Here is a 17,823-nt window from a genome sequence, read left to right on the forward strand (position 1 = left end):
CAGTTGCGGGAGGGACCGCCGGCACCAGGTCGCTCTGGGGCCGCGTTCGGGGTCGGCCCAATCCGCGACGAGCGTTCAACGAACGGGATTCCGATCTGTCCGAAAAATGCGGAATCCCGAGGCGGCGACGTCTCCGTTTCCCTCCCATGCCGAGACGCACGTACCTCGGGATACGTCCATCAGCCACAACCGGAAGCTCCGCTGTCCGGCGCTTCGTCGTGCTCGAATCTTAACGCCCGCAAACCTCTCCTAACGCTTTCCTAACCAGTTTTGCCCTGTCCCCGGTTTCACCGCTGTTCCCATCTGGACGAGAACAAAGCATGTACGTATAAGAACAATACAGAAACACAGGAGACAAAGATGCTGGATTTCATCAAGGACCTCGCCGCTTTCGTAACCCTGGGCGCCTTCACCATCGGCTCGCTGACCTGGATGGACATCGTCACCCATTTCGTCTGATCGCCTGTGGATAGGCGGTTGTGTGGTTTGACCCGCCGAACCGCCTGACACAAGGTTGGATCAGGAGAACACCATGCCCGGCCCCGGTTTCATTCATCTGCACGCCCACTCCGCCTTCTCGCTGCTGGAAGGCGCATTGCAACTTGAAACCATCCTGAAACTGGCCGCCGAAGACAGCCAGCCGGCCATCAACATCGCCGATACCAACAACCTGTTCGGCGCGCTGGAATTCTCGGAGAAAGCCACCAAGAAGGGCATTCAGCCCCTTATCGGCGTGGAACTGGCCGTCGACTTTGCCGCCGCCGAGGAGCGGGTCAGTGAACGCGGGCACACAAGCTGGAATGGCAAGTCCTCGATCGTCCTGATTGCCCAGTCCGAACTGGGCTTCTCAAATCTCTCGCGCCTCGTGTCACAATCCTATCTGGAAAGCGAAAATGGCTATGTCCGCGCCAGTCTCGATTGGATGACGCGCGACAGTCTCGAGGGCCTTGTTTGCCTCTCCGGCGGTCCGGAAGGCGCCATCGATGTGCCATTCGCTCACGGCCAGGATGCCAATGCGCTCCGCCGTCTCGATCGCTTGGCCGACCTGTTCGGTGACCGTTTCTATATCGAATTGCAGCGCCATGGCCGCCACAGCGAAATGACTGTGGAGCCGCGCCTGATCGACTACGCCTACCGCAAGGGCCTGCCGCTGGTTGCCACCAACGAACCCTTCTTCAAGACCGCCAGGGAATTTGAGGCGCATGACGCGCTTCTGGCCATTGCCGGCGGTTCGGTTCTGGCCCAGACCGAGCGGCGCAAGCTCAACGATCAGTACTATTTCAAGACCCGCGCGGAAATGGTCGAGCTCTTTGCCGACCTGCCCGAGGCGCTCGACTCGACCGTCGAGATCGCCCGGCGCGTGGCATTTCGCCCGCGGACCCGCGGTCCCATCCTGCCCAAATTCGCTGCCGGTTCGCACGCCACCGAAGATGAAGTCGTGGCCGCCGAGGCTGCCGAATTGCGCCGCATCGCGGTGGACGGTCTCGACAAGCGCCTCGCCACGGTCGGCATCGCACCCGGCAAGGCCGAGCAGGAATATCGCGAACGGCTCGAATTTGAGCTCTCGATCATCGAAAAGATGAAGTTTCCCGGCTATTTCCTGATCGTGGCCGACTTCATCCAATGGGCTAAGAGCCACGACATTCCGGTGGGCCCAGGGCGTGGTTCGGGCGCCGGCTCGTTGGTGGCCTATGCCACCACGATCACCGACCTCGATCCCCTGCGCTACAATCTGCTGTTCGAGCGCTTCCTCAATCCCGAGCGCGTGTCGATGCCGGACTTCGACATCGACTTCTGCCAGGACCGCCGCGAGGAGGTCATCGACTACGTGCAGGACAAGTACGGGTCGAGCCAGGTCGCGCAGATCATCACCTTTGGTACCCTGCAGGCCCGCGCCGTGCTGCGCGATGTCGGCCGCGTGCTGCAGATGCCCTATGGCCAGGTCGATCGCATCTGCAAGCTGGTGCCGGCCAATCCGGCGGACCCTTGGTCGATCGAGCGGACCATGAAGGAGGTGCCGCAGTTCAAGCAGATGACCGAGGACGACGAGACCGTCGCCCAACTGGTCGAGATTGCCCAGGCCCTTGAGGGCCTGTTCCGCCATGCCTCGACCCACGCCGCCGGCATCGTGATTGGCGACCGGCCGCTGCAGGAACTGTTGCCGCTCTATCGCGACCCGCGCTCCGACATGCCGGTCACCCAGTACAATCTGAAATGGGTGGAGCCGGCCGGCCTCGTAAAATTCGACTTCCTTGGTCTCAAGACGCTGACGACCATCCGCTACGCCGTGGACATGGTCAAAAAGCGCGGCGTCGAGATCGATATCGACGCCATCCCCATCGACGACGCTTCGACCTACAAGCTTTACGCCCGCGGCGACACCTACGGCATCTTCCAGTTTGAATCGGCGGGCATGCGCCGGGCCTTGATGGAGCTCAAGCCCGACCGCATTGAAGATCTGATCGCCATGAACGCGCTCTATCGGCCGGGCCCGATGGACAATATTCCCAGCTTCATCAACCGCAAGCACGGCACCGAAGACGTCAGCTATCCGCATCCGGCGCTCTCGACCGTGCTCGATGAAACCTATGGCATCATCGTCTATCAGGAACAGGTGATGCAGATCGCCCAGCTTCTGTCCGGCTATTCGCTGGGCGAGGCCGACATGCTGCGCCGCGCCATGGGCAAGAAGATCAAGGCGGAGATGGACAATCAGCGCATCCGCTTCCGCGAGGGTTCAGGCCCGAACGGGGTGGATGAGGGACTGGCGGACGAGATTTTCGACCTGCTCGCCAAGTTCGCCAATTACGGCTTCAACAAGAGCCACGCCGCCGCCTATGCCTGGGTCAGCTATCAGACCGCTTATCTCAAGGAACACTTCCCGCACGAGTTCTACGCCGCCTCGATGACGCTGGACATGGCCCAGACTGACAAGCTCTCGGACTTCCGGCGCGAAGCGGGCAAGAAGGGCATCGAAGTCGTCCCGCCCTGCGTCAACAAATCCGAGGTGGTTTTCTCGGTGAAGGACGATCGCGTCCATTACGGCCTCTCAGCCGTCAAGGGCGTCGGGCGGGCCATGGCCGAACATATCGTCGAGGTGCGCGGCAGCACCCCGTTCAAGGACCTGGGCGATTTTGCCCGCCGCGTCGATCCGCGCGTCCTCAACAAGCGCACGCTCGAAACCCTGGTCAATGCCGGTGCCTTCGATGATCTCGCACCGCGCCGGGAAGTGGCGTTTGCCGCCGTCGAGTCCGTGATCGCCACAGCCCAGTCGCTTACTGCGGACCGCAGTTCCGGACAGGTCTCGATGTTCGACAGTGTCGAGGAAGAGCCGTTCCGTTTGCCCACCGGGGTGGCGGTGTGGAACTCCAGCGAGCGCGCCGATCGCGAACTGGCCGCCATCGGCTTTCATTTGTCCGCGCATCCGCTCGATGCCTATTCCGATCTGTTCGAGAAACTGCGCGTACAGCGCTGGAGCGATTTTGAGCGTGCTGTAAAGGACGGGGCCGGGGCAGGGCGTCTTGCGGGCACCATCTCGTCCCGTAACGACAGGCGAACGCGTAAGGGCACGCCGATGATGATCCTGACGCTGTCGGATCAGAGCGGCACGTTCGAGGTCATCTCGTTTTCCGAGCAGATCAACGAGTTCGGTGCCATCCTGCAGCCCGGCAATTCCGTGATCCTGCAGGTGGGTGCCGACGAGCGCGCCGAGGGCATCAGCCTGCGTTTGATGTCGGCCGAGCCAATCGAGGGCCTTGCCGAGCGCGTCGACCGCCGGCTCACCGTGTTCACCGCCGATGCCAAGGCCCTGGGATCGATCAGCGCGCAATTGCGCAAAGGTGGCAATGGCACGGTGAATTTCGTGGTTATTCGTGATGGCGGTGCCCGCGAATACGAGATCGAATTGCCCGGCCGCTACAATCTGACAGCGGAAGTCGCCGGCGGGATCAAGGCGCTCGACGGGGTGACGGACGTTCGCTTTGCCTGAAACAACGCGGGAGAGGCGAGCGCCATGCCCGTCCTCTCCCACTGAGGGGTTTTCACCCTTGTCCCCGCGAGCCAGCGCGGGTCTATGATAGATCAACGCCCGGCCGCGATCTTGGTTGCCGTCCGGGTGTCCGCAGATGCCCTTGCCATCGGCGCGCACTTCCACTATAGCACCCACGCGTTCGGCTGCGGCCGGACGTGATCACACACACGAGGCAGGCATTCCCTTGGGAATTCCATCCGGTGGCGGGTTTCCGTCGCAAGGCTTCGTGGAGGCATCAACCGGTAAAGGAGCAGCCCATCATGGCACTGCCTGAATTCTCCATGCGTCAGCTTCTGGAAGCTGGCGTCCACTTCGGCCACCAGAAGCACCGCTGGAACCCGAAGATGGAACGCTTCATCTTTGGCGTTCGCAACGACATCCACATTCTCGATCTGTCGCAGACCGTTCCGGCCCTGCAGCGCGCCCTTCAGCTCGTCAGCGACACTGTCGCCGATGGCGGTCGCGTGCTGTTCGTCGGCACCAAGCGCCAGGCCGCACCGCTGGTGGCCGATGCCGCCAAGCAGTCCGCCCAGTACTTCGTCAACTCCCGCTGGCTCGGCGGCACGCTGACCAACTGGCAGACCATTTCCAACTCGATCGCCCGTCTGCGTGAGCTGGAATCGATGAGCGAAGCCGATCTGGCCCTTCGCACCAAGAAGGAACGCCTGATGATGTCCCGCGAACAGGAGCGTCTTGAGCGCGACCTGGGCGGCATCAAGGACATGGGCAACCTGCCCAACCTGCTGTTCGTGATCGACACCAACAAGGAAGAAAACGCCATCAAGGAAGCCCGTCGTCTGGGCATCCCGGTCGTTGCCATTGTTGATACCAATTGCGATCCCGACATCGTCGACTACGCGATCCCCGGCAATGACGACGCCAGCCGCGCTCTCGAGCTCTATGTCTCGCTGGTTTCGCGCGCCGCGATCGACGGCATCGGCCGCTCGTCCAGCGCTCTCGGCGCTGACCTGGGCGCCGCTTCGGAGTCCCCGGCTGAAGACCTGCCGGCCGCCGAAGGCGAAGAAGCCGTCAACTGATCGTCGCATCGGTGTGCCTTGTCCTTGCAAGGCACACCTGGTCCCCACGGACCCAACCCTGACACACAAGGCGGCCTCGACAGGGGCCGCAAAGAGGTGAACCCATGGAAATCACTGCTGCAATGGTCAAGCAGCTCCGCGACTCGACCGGCGTCGGGATGATGGACTGCAAGAAGGCCCTGGCCGAAACCAATGGCGACATGGAAGCCGCAGTCGACTGGCTGCGCACCCGTGGCCTTGCCAAGGCCGCTAAGAAGGCCGACCGCGTTGCTGCCGAAGGTCTGGTTGGCGTCGTCACCGCCGGCACCAAGGCCGCTGTCGTTGAAGTCAATTCGGAAACCGACTTCGTTGCCCGCAACGAGCAGTTTCAGAACATTGTCGGCAACATTGCCAAGCTGGCGCTCGACGCCGATGGCGACGCCGTCAAGCTTGGCGAGATGCCGTTCCCCGGCACCGGCCACTCGGTTTCCGCCGAACTGACCGAAGCCATCGCCAAGATCGGCGAAAACATGAACCTGCGCCGCACCCAGACCGTCGAAGTGACCGACGGCGTGGTGGAAAGCTACGTGCACAATGCCGTCAAGCCGGGTCTCGGCAAGATCGGCATCCTGGTCGCGCTGGAATCGACCGGTGACAAGGCCGCTCTGTCCACTCTCGGCAAGCAGCTGGCCATGCACATTGCAGCCGCCCAGCCACAGGCGATTTCGCCTGAAGAGCTCGATCAGGACGTGGTCGCCCGCGAACGTGCCATCATTCTCGAGCAGGTCAAGGAATCGGGCAAGCCCGCCGACATCGCCGAGAAGATGGTCGATGGCCGCATGCGCAAGTACTTCGAGGAAGTGACCCTGCTCAGCCAGGTCTTCGTGATCGACGGCGAAACCAAGGTCGCCGATGCCATCAAGAACGCCGAAAAGGATGCCGGCGCACCGGTGAAGCTCACCAAGTTCGTGCGCTACGCTCTCGGCGAAGGCATTGAAAAGGCCGAGACCGATTTCGCTGCCGAAGTCGCCGCGACTGCCGGCGTAAAGTAAGAGTTCAAGTCTTTGAGGCGGGCGGATCTTCGGGTCCGCCCGCTTCTTGTTGTCTGCCGGTCGCTGCCCGCGCCCCCGTCAATCCCGCAAAGTCTTTCGCAACTTCGCCTTCATTCGCGGGCGAAATTGTCCTAGGGTCCGGCCGGTCCGTTGGATTCGGCGGGCCGACGCCTGCACATGATCAAGAGGTTCGTCGATGTCACCTGCCTATAAACGCATCCTGCTCAAAGTGTCAGGCGAGGCGTTGGCAGGCGATCATTCGTTCGGTATCGAACCACCATTTCTGCAGGCAGTGGCCAGCCAGATCGCCGATGTGGCGCGCAGCGGCACGCAGGTCGCCATCGTGGTCGGCGGCGGCAACATCTTTCGCGGCATGGCTGGCGCCGCCGATGGCACCGATCGGGTCACCGCTGACCTCATGGGAATGCTGGGCACCATGATCAACGCTCTGGCGCTGTCAAACGCCATTTCCCGGCAGGGCGTAAAGTCCAAGCCGTTCAGCGCTGCAACCATGCCCTCGGTGGCTGATACCTTTACCGCGCGCGACGCCAAGCTGGCCCTCGAAGAGGGTTTTGTTGTCGTCCTTGGAGGTGGCACCGGAAATCCCTTCTTCACCACCGATACAGCGGCCACGCTGCGCGCTATCGAACTTGAATGCGACGTTGTCCTCAAGGGCACCAAGGTGGACGGTGTCTACTCCGCCGACCCCAAGAAGGACCCCACGGCCACCCGCTATACCCAGATCAGCTATGACGAGGTCATCAGCAAGAACCTCAAGGTCATGGATACTGCGGCTTTCGCACTTGCCCGCGACAATTCAATGCCCATAATTGTCTACGCCCTCGACGATGAGGCTAAACTGTCCGGCGTGCTCGATGGCAGGGGCCTGTCGACCAGGGTCGGTGAGGCTCGCTGAACCGGCGTGCCAAGCCTCGCTGCGCGAACTGCGCGAACTGCGCGAGTACCGCGTCTCGGTACCGAAATATCACGAACGGATCACCTAGGGTCCGCACGAAGACTGGAAGGAACCGGCCATGGCCACGAGCTATGATCTCAGTGATCTCAAGAACCGGATGCAAAAGTCCATTTCTGCGTTGAAGGACGAATTGGGCGGTCTGCGGACCGGACGCGCGAGCGCCAGCCTGCTCGAGCCAGTCAATGTCGAGGCCTATGGCTCCCGCATGCCCCTCAATCAGGTGGCAACGGTAACCGTTCCGGAGCCGCGGATGCTGTCCGTCCAGGTTTGGGATCGCGGCATGGCAAGCGCCGTCGAAAAGGCCATTCGGGACAGCGGCCTGGGGCTCAACCCGATGAGTGAAGGTCAGATCATTCGCGTGCCGCTTCCGGAGCTCAACGAGCAGCGCCGCAAGGAACTGGCCAAGGTCGCGCACAACTATGCCGAACAGGCCCGCGTCGCCGTTCGTCATATTCGTCGCGATGGCATGGACGCGCTCAAAAAAGCCGAAAAAGACAGCGACATGAGCCAGGATGACGCCAAGAAGCAGTCCGACCTGGTTCAAAAGGCCACGGATGCGGCTGTGGCCGAGATCGACGGTATCGTGGCTCAGAAGGAGCAGGAGATCATGCAGGTCTGACCTGCAGTCTCGCGTCAGGGGAACAACAATGTCAGGGGAGACGGCGGCCAGCCTGAAGCCAGTTACGGGAGCAGGACTTCATGTTCCCGTACACCTTGGCGTCATCATGGATGGCAATGGTCGCTGGGCCAAGGCACGTGGCAAGCGCCGCACGGAAGGTCATATCGAGGGCGTCAAGGCGCTGCGAAACTTGGTCGAACTATCGATCAACTACGGCATTTCCTATCTCACCGTGTTCAGCTTCTCGTCCGAAAACTGGTCGAGGCCGCCTGATGAAATCGCTTTTATCTTCAATCTTCTAAGGCGTTTTGTTGCATCTGACCTTCAGCGCCTGATCCGCAACAATGTCAAGGTGCGGATCATCGGGCAACGCCGCGGGCTCGAAGAGTCTCTGGTGCGGCTCATTGACGATGTCGAAGCCAAGACAGCCATGAATACCGGGCTCACCCTCGTGGTGGCGTTCAATTATGGCGGCAAGGCTGAAATCGTCGACGCGGCTCGCTCCCTTGCCGAAGAGGTTGCCGCCGGGCGCCTCAGGCCCGAGGACATCACCGAACAGCGGCTGGCAAACACCTTGTCGACCGTGGGTATCCCAGATCCCGATCTCATCATCCGCACCAGCGGTGAGCAGCGGCTGTCCAATTTCCTGCTTTGGCAGGCGGCCTATTCGGAATTTGTCTTTATCGACGAGTACTGGCCCGATTTCAACGAAGCGACGTTCCTGTCGGTCATCGAAGCCTATTCGGCCCGGGACCGGCGTTTTGGCGGGCTGGGAGCGGCGGTGAGTTGAGCGATCCCGGCGACCCCATTGCGAACAATTCTGCTGGGGCACGCCGGACCTGGGCCGATGTCGGGCCCCGATTTGCCTCGGCAATGGTCCTGATCGTCATAACGGCGTCTGCGCTCTACATTGGCAGCTACTTCTTTGCCGGCGTCGTTGGTGCGGTCTATGCCGGGGTCTATCGCGAGTGGGAGATCATGGTTTCCCGCGCACCCATGACCATGACCGGTTGGGCGCTTGCCGGTTCGGTCGCCTTGTCCGCACTGGCCTATCCGATTGCGGGCGCCATCGGCACCGCAGTGATGGTCATCATCGGATGCATTCTGGCCATCGCCCGCGGGCGGGATGGGCTTGAGTGGCGCATCGGCGGCATCGTCCTGTTCGGCCTCCTCGTTGTCGCCATTCTCTCCATGCGCGGCGACACACCGGCCGGCATCTGGGCCGGGGTTTATCTGGGCACGGTGATCTGGATGACGGACACCGCCGCCTTTTTCAGCGGCCGCCAGATCGGGGGCGAAAAGCTGGCGCCGGGCATATCACCCTCAAAGACCTGGTCTGGCGCCCTGGGCGGGCTGGCCCTCGGAACCGGGGCAGGGACCCTGGTCTGGACCCTCGCCACCGATTCCCCTCTGTGGATCGGCGTGCTGCTCTCGATCGTGCTCAGTATTCTCGGCCAAGCCGGCGACCTCTCTGAAAGTGCCATCAAGCGCTATTTCCGCATCAAGGACAGCGGCGACATCATTCCCGGTCACGGCGGGCTGATGGATCGCCTCGACAGCCTCACATTCGGCGTGATTCTGGTTTTGGTCGTCGGCGGCCTTCACGCTGGTTTCGGAGCCGTGGCAGAGGGCCTGCTTTACTGGTAGGTGTGGCCCAACGGCCCGGCTGCGGGTGAGTCTGGAGCATAAATGATCGAATTCGCCTTCTGGCTGCTGTCCTACGTCATTCCCTTTCTGGCCGTGCTCACCGTCATCGTCTTCGTCCACGAGATGGGGCACTATCTTGTGGCGCGCTGGAATGGCGTGGCCATCCAGACCTTTTCGGTGGGGTTCGGACGCGAACTGTTCGGCTGGAATGACCGCCACGGCACCCGCTGGCGGCTATCGGCCATTCCTCTGGGCGGCTATGTGCGTTTTGTCGGTGACATGAATGCGGCAAGCCTGCCTGATCCCGACGCGCCGGAAAATAGCGATCCAGCGCTGGCGCCGCGGCTGTTCGTCAACAAGAATGTCTGGCAGCGCATTGCCATCGTGGCTGCCGGCCCGATTGCCAATGTCCTGCTGACCTTCTTCATCCTCTATGCCCTGTTGCTGGGCTACGGCCGCTACACCATCACCCCGGTCATCGGCGAGGTCTTGCCTGGGTCGGTCGCAGAAGCGGCCGGGCTGATGCAGGGCGATGAAGTGCTGGCAGTCGACGGCTATGTCGTTCGTGGCTTTGAGGATTTTCAGCGCTACGTGGCAACCAGCCCCGAGCGTGAAGTCGTGGTCGAGATCGACCGCAACGGCACCCTCCGCAGCCTGACCATGGTGCCCGAGGCGGTCACCGTCGAAGACCGTTTCGGCAATAACCAGCGCATCGGCCGGATCGGTGTGACCCGGAATGTGGAAGACACCGACGTGACGCTCTACCGGCCCGGACCGGTCGAAGCCGTGGGCATGACGGTGGAGGAAATCCGCTTCATCATACAGCGCACCGGCGAATTCCTCGGTGACTTCTTTGTCGGGCGAGGGGATGTGGAACAGCTCGGCGGCCCGGTAAAGGTGGCCAAAGTCTCGGGCGAAGTTGCAACTCTCGGTGTCATCGCCCTCATCAACCTGATGGCGCTACTCTCGCTCAATATCGGCATTTTCAATCTATTGCCGGTGCCGATGCTGGATGGCGGCCATCTGCTCTACTACCTCTTCGAAGCAGTGCGCGGACGCCCGCTCAGCATGCGCACACAGGAAATGGGCTTCCGCTTCGGATTTGCTCTTGTGCTGGCGCTGATGGTGTTTACGTTGTTCAACGACACGATCTTCGCGCATTTCGGCATCCTGCGCTAACACCCTGTTAACCTTGGTTGGCAAGGTGTTGCACGAATACAAGGCTGCCAATGAATTGCTAACCGCGTGGGAACACGCGCCTTGTCCCTGGTTAAAAAAACAGTAAAACACTTCAATGGAGTTAGCTTGGGGGAGCGCTGTGCATGGCGATTCCCTGGGCCGGTCGCAGAAGGCAATAACAATATGATCAACCCCACCAAGCTAATGCGTGGCGCGGTCTCGGCCCTGGCAATCATGGGCGCTGCCCCGATGGTTTCCGGTCTGCCGATCGTCGGCGCAACCGTTGCGCTGGCGCAGGAGCAGCTGGTCGGCTCAGTTCTCTTCGAGGGCAACCGGCGTTTTTCCGACGCACAGCTACTAGCCATGGTGGACGTTTCCGCCTCTGGCATCTTCACCCAGCAGCGTCTTGCAGCCGATATCGAAAGCATTCGCCAGGCCTATGATCGCGATGGCTTCATGGGCGTGACGGTGACGGCGCGCACCGAGCCGACCGCGGACGGTCGTGTTCGTGTGGTCTTCCAGGTCAATGAAGGTGAGCGCGCTGGTATTGCCGCGATCAACTTCACCGGCAACAACGCCATCGGCGCTGGCAATCTCAAGGGCACGATGCTCACCAAGGAAACCGGCATTCTCAGCTGGCTTCTGCGTGATGACGGCTATGACGAGCAGAAGATGGCCGTCGACCGTGAGCGCATCCGTCTCTACTACGCCAATCGCGGCTACCCCGATGCGCAGGTCAATTCCGTCGCGGAATACGATGCTGCCCGCAATGCCTATTTCGTGAACGTCACGATCAATGAAGGCCAGCCCTACGAATTCAGCGCTGTCGGCATCGAGACCAGCATCAACGGGCTGAACACCGACGTGCTGCGCGGCACGGTGCGGACCCCGGAGGGCGGCCGCTACTCGGCCTCCGAGCTGCAGGAAACCATCGAAGACATGGCCTATGAGGCAACCGCCCAGGGCTATTCTTTCGCCGACGTGCGGGCTCGCCTCGATCGCGATGTCGCCACCGGCACCTTCAAGGTCACCTACCTCGTCGACGAGGGCGCCCGCATTTATGTCGAGCGCATCAACATCACCGGCAATACCAAGACGCGTGACTTCGTCATCCGTCGTGAGCTGGAATTTGGTGAAGGCGACCCGTTCAACCGCTCCATGGTCATTCGCGGCCGCAACAATATCCAGAATCTCGGGTTCTTTTCGGCCGTGAACATCACGACTGGCCCGGGTTCGGGTCCGGACAAGATCGTCCTCAATATCGATGTGACCGAGTCGTCCTCGGGTGAATACGGCGCAACCGCCGGCTATTCGACCGCCGACGGCATTCTGGGTGAAATCTCGCTGACCGAGCGCAATTTCCTCGGTCGCGGCCAGTACCTGCGCGCCGCCATCGGCGCCAGCCAGGCCGGCCGTACCTTCGACTTCTCGTTCACCGAGCCCCGTTTCATGGGCCTCAAGGTGTCCGCTGGCGTCGACGCCTATCACCGCATCTACGACGAAACCGCGACCTCCTTCTACGGTTCGCAGGTTACCGGCGGCCAGCTGCGTATCGGCGTGCCGCTGACCAGCACCCTGTCGGCGTCCTTCTTCGGTGGCGGCGAACGCAAGATCATCAAGGACGATGATCCGACCGATTCCTCGCTGGTCACCGATGGTCAGGAAATCCTCAAGGGCTTTGGCGGCTACAGCCTTACCTGGAACAGCCTGGACGACCAGAAGAAGCCCACCGAGGGTCTGATCGCCAGCATCAACCAGCAGTACACCTATCTCGACTATGGCACTGGCACGAGCCAGATCCTCAAGTCGGAGGCGCGCGCCCGCTTCTTCATGCCGCTCATCCCCGATAGCGGTATCGTCGGTAGCGTTCGTGGCCAGGCCGGTATCATCAACAGCCTGGACGGCAACCCCATCCATGCAACCGAAGCCTTCACCCCGGGCGCCCAGCTCATTCGCGGTTTCGAAGGTCGTGGCCTCGGCCCGCGCCTGACCACTGGCGAATATCTTGGTGCGACGCTCTATGCGGGCGTCTCGGCCGAGATCCAGTTCCCGATCCCGGTTCTCCCCGAGAGCTATGGCTTGAGCGGCGCGGTCTGGGCCGATGCTGCCTGGATTGACGACGGCACCCTGCCGGGCACCGGTACTGGTACCTACGCTGCGGCCAGCAACGACGAGCCCTGGCGTGCCTCGGTCGGTGCGTCCCTGATCTGGGATTCGCCGTTCGGTCCTCTGCGTGGCGACGTTTCGCATGTCCTCAACAAGTCGACCGACGACCGGACACAGATGTTCCAGTTCACGATCTCCACCTTGTTCTAGACAGAACTGTGTGAGAGTCTTTTGAGCCGCGGGGCGGATTGCGCCGCGGCTCATTTTTTTAAGTGGCAGTATGGTCGACACCCGTTTTCACCGCTTCGCCGGCCCCATGACTCTCGGTGCATTGCTTGCGGCCATTGGCCAGCAGCAATTGCTCGGCGATGCCGATCCGGAAATCCAGATTTCGGGCGCCACGGAGCTTGATCTGGCCGGGCCCGGCGACGTCGTCCTGGCGGCCCATACCAGCTATGTCGACGAGTTGCGCAGGAGCGGTGCCGGCATTGCTGTCGTCCTGCCGGGTTTGCAGGAAGCCGTTCCGGACGGCTGCGTCGCACTGGTGGCGGCCAAGCCGCACAATCTCTTCGCCGACATGCTCGACACGCTTTATCCCGCGGACACACGGACCATCATTTCGTCCGAGCGCGACGATCTCGGTGCGCCAGTCTTCGAACGCGATGTCGTAATCGGATCAAACGTTGTCGTCGGTGCCGGCGTGGAAATTGGACGCGGCACCATTATTGGCGCCAATACGGTGATCGGGGCAGGGGTCACGATCGGCAGAAACTGCGTGATCGCGGCGAACTGCACCATCGATTGCGCGCATCTGGGAAATGACGTGGTTCTCCATTCGGGCGTCCGACTGGGAACCGAGGGTTTCGGCTGGCTGGATTTCGGCCTCTCCAACCGCAAGGTGCCGCAATTGGGCCGCGTCATCATTCAGGATCGCGTGGAAATTGGCGCCAACAGCACCGTCGATCGCGGCGCCTTGGGCGACACGGTCATCGGTGATGGCACCAAGATCGATAACCTCGTTCAGATCGGCCACAATTGCCGCATCGGCCGCAATTGCCTGATTGCGGCGATGAGCGGGCTGTCCGGGTCGACCATCCTGGAAGACGGGGTTTTGTTGGGAGGCGGTGTCGGCACGTCCGGGCACCTGACCATCGGTGCCGGCTCAATGGTGCATGGCCGCGCCGCGGTGACCAAGAACTGGCCGGCCGGCTCCAAGCTTGCCGGAGCTCCGGCGCAGGATATAAGAGATTTCTGGCGCGAGATCGCCACCATGCGGAAACTGACCAAGGGGGACAAGCAGGGATGACCGAAACTTCTACGGACGTCACTGAACTGAGCGCGATGAGCATTGCCGAGATCCTCGAGGCGCTCCCGCATCGCTATCCCTTCCTGATGATCGACCGTATCGTCGAGATCAACGGCGACGAATCTGCAATCGGCGTGAAAAACGTCACCTACAACGAGCCGATTTTTCTCGGCCACTTTCCTGGCAATCCAATCTTTCCGGGTGTGCTGATCATCGAAGGCATGGCCCAGACGGCCGGTGCCATTGTCATCAAACATGACTCGACCGGCGGCCGGAAGAATATCGTCCTGATGCTCGGCGTCGACAATGCCCGGTTCCGCAAGCCGGCGGGTCCCGGCGACACCATCGAATTCCACATCCAGAAGATGCATCGCCGCCGCAATGTGGGGCGCTACGAGGCCAAGGCCAAGGTCAACGGCACCGTCATTGCCGAAGCGGAAATCACGGCCATGATTGTTGGTGCCGATCAGTGATCGCAGCTGTCGTTCACCCGACGGCCATTGTCGCCGAAGGGGCCACGCTCGGGTCCGGCGTGCGCATCGGTCCCTATTGCATTGTCGGTGCCAACGTTGTCCTGGCCGATGACGTCGAACTGGTCTCTCATGCCGTCATCGAGGGACACACGAGCATAGGCAAAGGCACGCGCGTCTTTCCGTTCGCGTCTATCGGGCATCAACCCCAGGACTTGAAATATCACGGCGAAGATTCGCGGGTTGAGATCGGCGAGCGCTGCACCATCCGGGAATCGGTGACGATCAATCCCGGAACGGAAGCGGGCGGCATGGTCACCCGCATCGGCAATGATTGCCTGATCATGGCCTGTGCCCACGTGGCCCATGATGCGGTCCTGGGCAATAATGTCATCATGGCCAATTATGTCGGCGTCGCAGGTCACGTCCATGTCGGTGACAATGTCATCTTCGGCGGGACCTGCGTCATCCACCAGCGGACCCGAATTGGTGCATATGCCTTTATCGGCGCGCAATCCATGGTTGATGGCGATGTCATTCCCTTCGGCATGGCCGTCGGAAACCGCGCCAACCTGACCGGGTTGAATCTGATCGGTCTCAAGCGCCATAATTTTGATCGGGCCGCCATTCACAAGCTCCGCGCTGCCTACAAGGCCATTTTCTTTGGCGACGGTACGCTGGCAGACCGCACTGAGCAGGTTTCACAGGACTATGCCGGAGAAGAGCTTGTTCAGGACGTCGTTCGGTTCATCTCCGAAAAGACCGACCGGCCGATCATGCTCCCGTTGACCGGCCAGGACGACGACTGACGTCTTGCGTCGGGAGGTGGTTGAGCCATGCGTCTCTTCATCCTTGCCGGTGAACCTTCGGGCGATCGCATTGCCGCAGATCTGGTCGCCCGGCTCAAGAGCAAGATCGCGCTGACCCTGGACGGGGTCGGCGGCGCCGAAACGGCCGGGCAGGGGCTTCGGTCCCTGTTCCCGATGTCAGATCTTGCCGTCATGGGCGTGACTGATGTCATCATGCGGCTCCCCAAGCTGCTGTGGCGGCTTGAGCAAACGGCCCGCCACATCCTGCGCACGGCACCCGACATGGTCGTTCTGGTGGACGCGCAGGATTTTTCCCGGCTTCTGGCGGCCCGCCTCAGGCGGTTGGGATATCGCGGGAAGATCGTCCTGTGCGTGGCGCCTTCCGTGTGGGCGCGCCATCCGGAGCGCGCGGCCCGCATCCGGCCGCTCTTCGACGCCGTTCTTGCAGTTCTGCCGTTCGAGCCGGCGGTGATGGCCAGGCTGGGCGGTCCACCAACCACCTATATCGGGCACCCGGCCCTGGGCGACGCCAATCCCGCACCACAAGTGCGCGATGCCGGACCGCTTGTGCTGTTACCCGGTAGCAGGGACGGCGAACTGAGGCGGCACATGACCCTATTAGGCCAGATCGCAGCGGCGGTTGTCGACAGACCCGAAGTTTCCGGCATAGTCCTGCCAACGCTGCCCCACCTGCGTGCGCGATTGGAACGAGCGGTGGCCGACTGGGATGCGCCGGTGACCATCCTGGATCGGCGGCAGGATCGCACCGAACTCTACCGTCAGGCCATCGGCGCCGTCTGCGTCTCAGGCACCGTCACGCTCGAACTGGCCCTGGCCGGTGTGCCCATGGTCGTTCTCTATGCGCTCGATGGCCCTCAGTCGCGCATCTATGAAAAGCTCGGCCGGCCGCAGGTTTCCCTGCCGAACATCATTCTCGACCGTCCGGTCGTCCCTGAGCTGGTCGAGGACGATCCGGCTTCTTCGCACCTGCTCCCGTTGGTTACCGAGCTCGTCGGCAACAAAAAAGCCCGCCAGGACCAGATCACGGCCTTTGGCGAGCTTCTTGAACGCATGCAGAGCGGCGAAGCGCCTTATCTGCGGGAGGACCCGGCGGACCGGATCCTCGCAGTCTTGCGCAATTAGCGCGCGTCGATCGGCGTGTAGTCACGCGCGTCGGCGCCGTTGTACAGCTGGCGCGGACGACCGATCTTCTTCTGCGGGTCGCCGATCATTTCCTTCCACTGGCTGATCCAGCCCACGGTCCGGGCCACGGCGAACAGCACCGTGAACATCGAGGTGGGGAAGCCCATGGCCTCGAGGATAATGCCCGAATAGAAGTCGACGTTCGGATAGAGCTTGCGGTCGATGAAGTACTGATCTTCGAGCGCGATCCGTTCCAGTTCCTGGGCTACCTGCAGGGTCGGGTTGTTCTCGACACCCAAAATGGCCAGGACTTCCTTGGCCGTGGCCTGCATGACCTTGGCGCGCGGATCAAAGTTCTTGTAGACGCGGTGACCGAAGCCCATCAGGCGGAACGGGTCGTTCTTGTCCTTGGCGCGCGCGATGAACTCGGGAATGCGGTCAACCGAACCGATTTCGCGCAACATGCTGAGGCACGCCTCGTTGGCCCCGCCATGGGCTGGGCCCCACAGGCAGGCCACACCAGCGGCGATACAGGCAAACGGGTTGGCGTCGGACGAGCCCGAGAGGCGAACGGTCGAGGTCGAAGCGTTCTGTTCGTGATCGGCATGCAGGGTGAAGATCAGGTCCATGGCGCGCGCCAGGCGCGGATCGACCTTGTATTCTTCGGCCGGGACCGAGAAGCACATGTAGAGGAAGTTGGCCGCGTAATCGAGATCGTTGCGCGGGTAAACGAAGGGCTGCCCGACCGAATACTTGTAGGCCATGGCGGCAATGGTCGGCATCTTGGCGATCATGCGGATCGAGGCAATTTCGCGCTGCTGCGGATCATTGATGTCGGTGGAGTCGTGGTAGAACGCAGCCATTGCGCCCACCACGCCGGTCATGATGGCCATCGGGTGCGCATCACGGCGGAAGCCCCGATAGAAATAGTGCATCTGCTCGTGCACCATCGTGTGGCGCGTCACCAGCTTCTCGAATTCCTTGTACTGGGTCTTGGTCGGCAATTCGCCGTAGAGCAGAAGGTAGCAGACTTCGAGATAGTTGGACTTGTCGGCCAATTGCTCGATCGGATAGCCCCGGTAGAGCAGTTCGCCCTTGTCGCCGTCGATATAGGTGATGGCGCTGTCACAGGCCGCGGTGGAGGTGAATCCCGGATCGTATGTGAACAGGCCGGTCTTTGCATAAAGCGAACGGATATCCATCACGTCCGGACCAACGCTTCCGCTCAGGATGGGGAATTCGTGGGTCTGGTCTCCGATGACGAGTTTGGCGACTTTATCGGTCATTGAGGTCTCCTCGCTATGCCTCGTGCACCCGCAGAATACATATGTTTTCCGGGGACGAGGCGGCGTCCTGAGGACGCGAAATAATCCCGAGCACAGGTATCAGGTCTTGTGCGGTGCAAGCAACCGATAGGTAAGTATGACTTATCTATCGGACAGCTTGGCGACAGTTTCGGATTTGCGCCGA

Annotated in this window: 14 protein-coding genes; 13 read left to right on the forward strand and 1 reads right to left on the reverse strand. The window is 61.5% G+C overall.

Annotated elements, in window-relative coordinates:
• Nucleotides 1-532: 532 nt before the first annotated feature.
• The 13 genes from dnaE to KIT02_RS03670 all read left to right on the forward strand — a co-directional run bounded on the left by dnaE (nt 533) and on the right by KIT02_RS03670 (nt 16,353).
• A complete protein-coding gene (gene dnaE, locus KIT02_RS03610) occupies nt 533-3,988 on the forward strand; it encodes a DNA polymerase III subunit alpha (RefSeq protein ID WP_297582333.1) in 3,456 nt (1,151 codons plus the stop codon).
• Nucleotides 3,989-4,290: 302 nt separating this feature from the next.
• Complete coding sequence (gene rpsB / locus KIT02_RS03615; protein WP_297582336.1) at nt 4,291-5,067, forward strand: 30S ribosomal protein S2; 777 nt, start codon at nt 4,291-4,293, stop codon at nt 5,065-5,067.
• A gap of 104 nt (nt 5,068-5,171) precedes the next feature.
• Nucleotides 5,172-6,098 (forward strand): translation elongation factor Ts, encoded by a 927-nt coding sequence (gene tsf / locus KIT02_RS03620; protein ID WP_297582338.1) that lies wholly within the window; start codon nt 5,172-5,174, stop codon nt 6,096-6,098.
• A gap of 196 nt (nt 6,099-6,294) precedes the next feature.
• The gene (pyrH, locus tag KIT02_RS03625; RefSeq protein WP_297582341.1) at nt 6,295-7,014 is read left to right on the forward strand and encodes a UMP kinase; all 720 of its coding nucleotides are present in this window, start codon (nt 6,295-6,297) and stop codon (nt 7,012-7,014) included.
• Between the two features lie 118 nt (nt 7,015-7,132).
• Nucleotides 7,133-7,693 (forward strand): ribosome recycling factor, encoded by a 561-nt coding sequence (gene frr, locus KIT02_RS03630; RefSeq protein WP_297582343.1) that lies wholly within the window; start codon nt 7,133-7,135, stop codon nt 7,691-7,693.
• A gap of 28 nt (nt 7,694-7,721) precedes the next feature.
• Nucleotides 7,722-8,483, forward strand: coding sequence for an isoprenyl transferase (locus KIT02_RS03635; RefSeq protein WP_297582346.1), 762 nt, complete (start codon nt 7,722-7,724; stop codon nt 8,481-8,483).
• Nucleotides 8,480-9,340, forward strand: coding sequence for a phosphatidate cytidylyltransferase (locus KIT02_RS03640; RefSeq protein ID WP_297582349.1), 861 nt, complete (start codon nt 8,480-8,482; stop codon nt 9,338-9,340). Before KIT02_RS03635 ends, KIT02_RS03640 begins: the two co-directional genes overlap by 4 nt.
• A gap of 42 nt (nt 9,341-9,382) precedes the next feature.
• Nucleotides 9,383-10,519 (forward strand): RIP metalloprotease RseP, encoded by a 1,137-nt coding sequence (rseP, locus tag KIT02_RS03645; protein ID WP_297582351.1) that lies wholly within the window; start codon nt 9,383-9,385, stop codon nt 10,517-10,519.
• A 183-nt stretch (nt 10,520-10,702) separates the two neighbouring features.
• The gene (gene bamA / locus KIT02_RS03650) at nt 10,703-12,835 is read left to right on the forward strand and encodes an outer membrane protein assembly factor BamA (RefSeq protein WP_297582353.1); all 2,133 of its coding nucleotides are present in this window, start codon (nt 10,703-10,705) and stop codon (nt 12,833-12,835) included.
• A gap of 70 nt (nt 12,836-12,905) precedes the next feature.
• Nucleotides 12,906-13,931, forward strand: a complete 1,026-nt coding sequence (gene lpxD, locus KIT02_RS03655) for a UDP-3-O-(3-hydroxymyristoyl)glucosamine N-acyltransferase (protein ID WP_297582355.1) — start codon at nt 12,906-12,908, stop codon at nt 13,929-13,931.
• On the forward strand, nt 13,928-14,404 hold the full coding sequence (fabZ, locus tag KIT02_RS03660; protein WP_297582358.1) for a 3-hydroxyacyl-ACP dehydratase FabZ: 477 nt from the start codon (nt 13,928-13,930) through the stop codon (nt 14,402-14,404). The genes lpxD and fabZ overlap by 4 nt, the downstream gene beginning before the upstream one ends.
• Nucleotides 14,401-15,210, forward strand: coding sequence for an acyl-ACP--UDP-N-acetylglucosamine O-acyltransferase (lpxA, locus tag KIT02_RS03665; RefSeq protein ID WP_366520580.1), 810 nt, complete (start codon nt 14,401-14,403; stop codon nt 15,208-15,210). The genes fabZ and lpxA overlap by 4 nt, the downstream gene beginning before the upstream one ends.
• A gap of 27 nt (nt 15,211-15,237) precedes the next feature.
• On the forward strand, nt 15,238-16,353 hold the full coding sequence (locus KIT02_RS03670; protein WP_297582360.1) for a lipid-A-disaccharide synthase: 1,116 nt from the start codon (nt 15,238-15,240) through the stop codon (nt 16,351-16,353).
• Here the strand turns inward: KIT02_RS03670 and gltA are convergent.
• Entirely contained in the window at nt 16,350-17,639 is a 1,290-nt protein-coding gene (gltA, locus tag KIT02_RS03675; RefSeq protein ID WP_297582362.1) for a citrate synthase, read from the reverse strand. The two genes, KIT02_RS03670 and gltA, sit on opposite strands and share 4 nt — an antisense overlap.
• Nucleotides 17,640-17,823: the final 184 nt, after the last annotated feature.

The sequence above is a fragment of the Devosia sp. genome (assembly GCF_025809055.1).
GTDB lineage: Bacteria > Pseudomonadota > Alphaproteobacteria > Rhizobiales > Devosiaceae > Devosia.

Bases quoted from the DNA above. Each gene is read 5' to 3' on its own strand.
- dnaE (WP_297582333.1), top strand. From the start codon at position 533: ATGCCCGGCCCCGGTTTCATTCATCTGCACGCCCACTCCGCCTTCTCG.
- rpsB (WP_297582336.1), top strand. From the start codon at position 4,291: ATGGCACTGCCTGAATTCTCCATGCGTCAGCTTCTGGAAGCTGGCGTC.
- tsf (WP_297582338.1), top strand. From the start codon at position 5,172: ATGGAAATCACTGCTGCAATGGTCAAGCAGCTCCGCGACTCGACCGGC.
- pyrH (WP_297582341.1), top strand. From the start codon at position 6,295: ATGTCACCTGCCTATAAACGCATCCTGCTCAAAGTGTCAGGCGAGGCG.
- frr (WP_297582343.1), top strand. From the start codon at position 7,133: ATGGCCACGAGCTATGATCTCAGTGATCTCAAGAACCGGATGCAAAAG.
- KIT02_RS03635 (WP_297582346.1), top strand. From the start codon at position 7,722: ATGTCAGGGGAGACGGCGGCCAGCCTGAAGCCAGTTACGGGAGCAGGA.
- rseP (WP_297582351.1), top strand. From the start codon at position 9,383: ATGATCGAATTCGCCTTCTGGCTGCTGTCCTACGTCATTCCCTTTCTG.
- bamA (WP_297582353.1), top strand. From the start codon at position 10,703: ATGATCAACCCCACCAAGCTAATGCGTGGCGCGGTCTCGGCCCTGGCA.
- lpxD (WP_297582355.1), top strand. From the start codon at position 12,906: ATGGTCGACACCCGTTTTCACCGCTTCGCCGGCCCCATGACTCTCGGT.
- fabZ (WP_297582358.1), top strand. From the start codon at position 13,928: ATGACCGAAACTTCTACGGACGTCACTGAACTGAGCGCGATGAGCATT.
- KIT02_RS03670 (WP_297582360.1), top strand. From the start codon at position 15,238: ATGCGTCTCTTCATCCTTGCCGGTGAACCTTCGGGCGATCGCATTGCC.
- gltA (WP_297582362.1), bottom strand. From the start codon at position 17,639: ATGACCGATAAAGTCGCCAAACTCGTCATCGGAGACCAGACCCACGAA.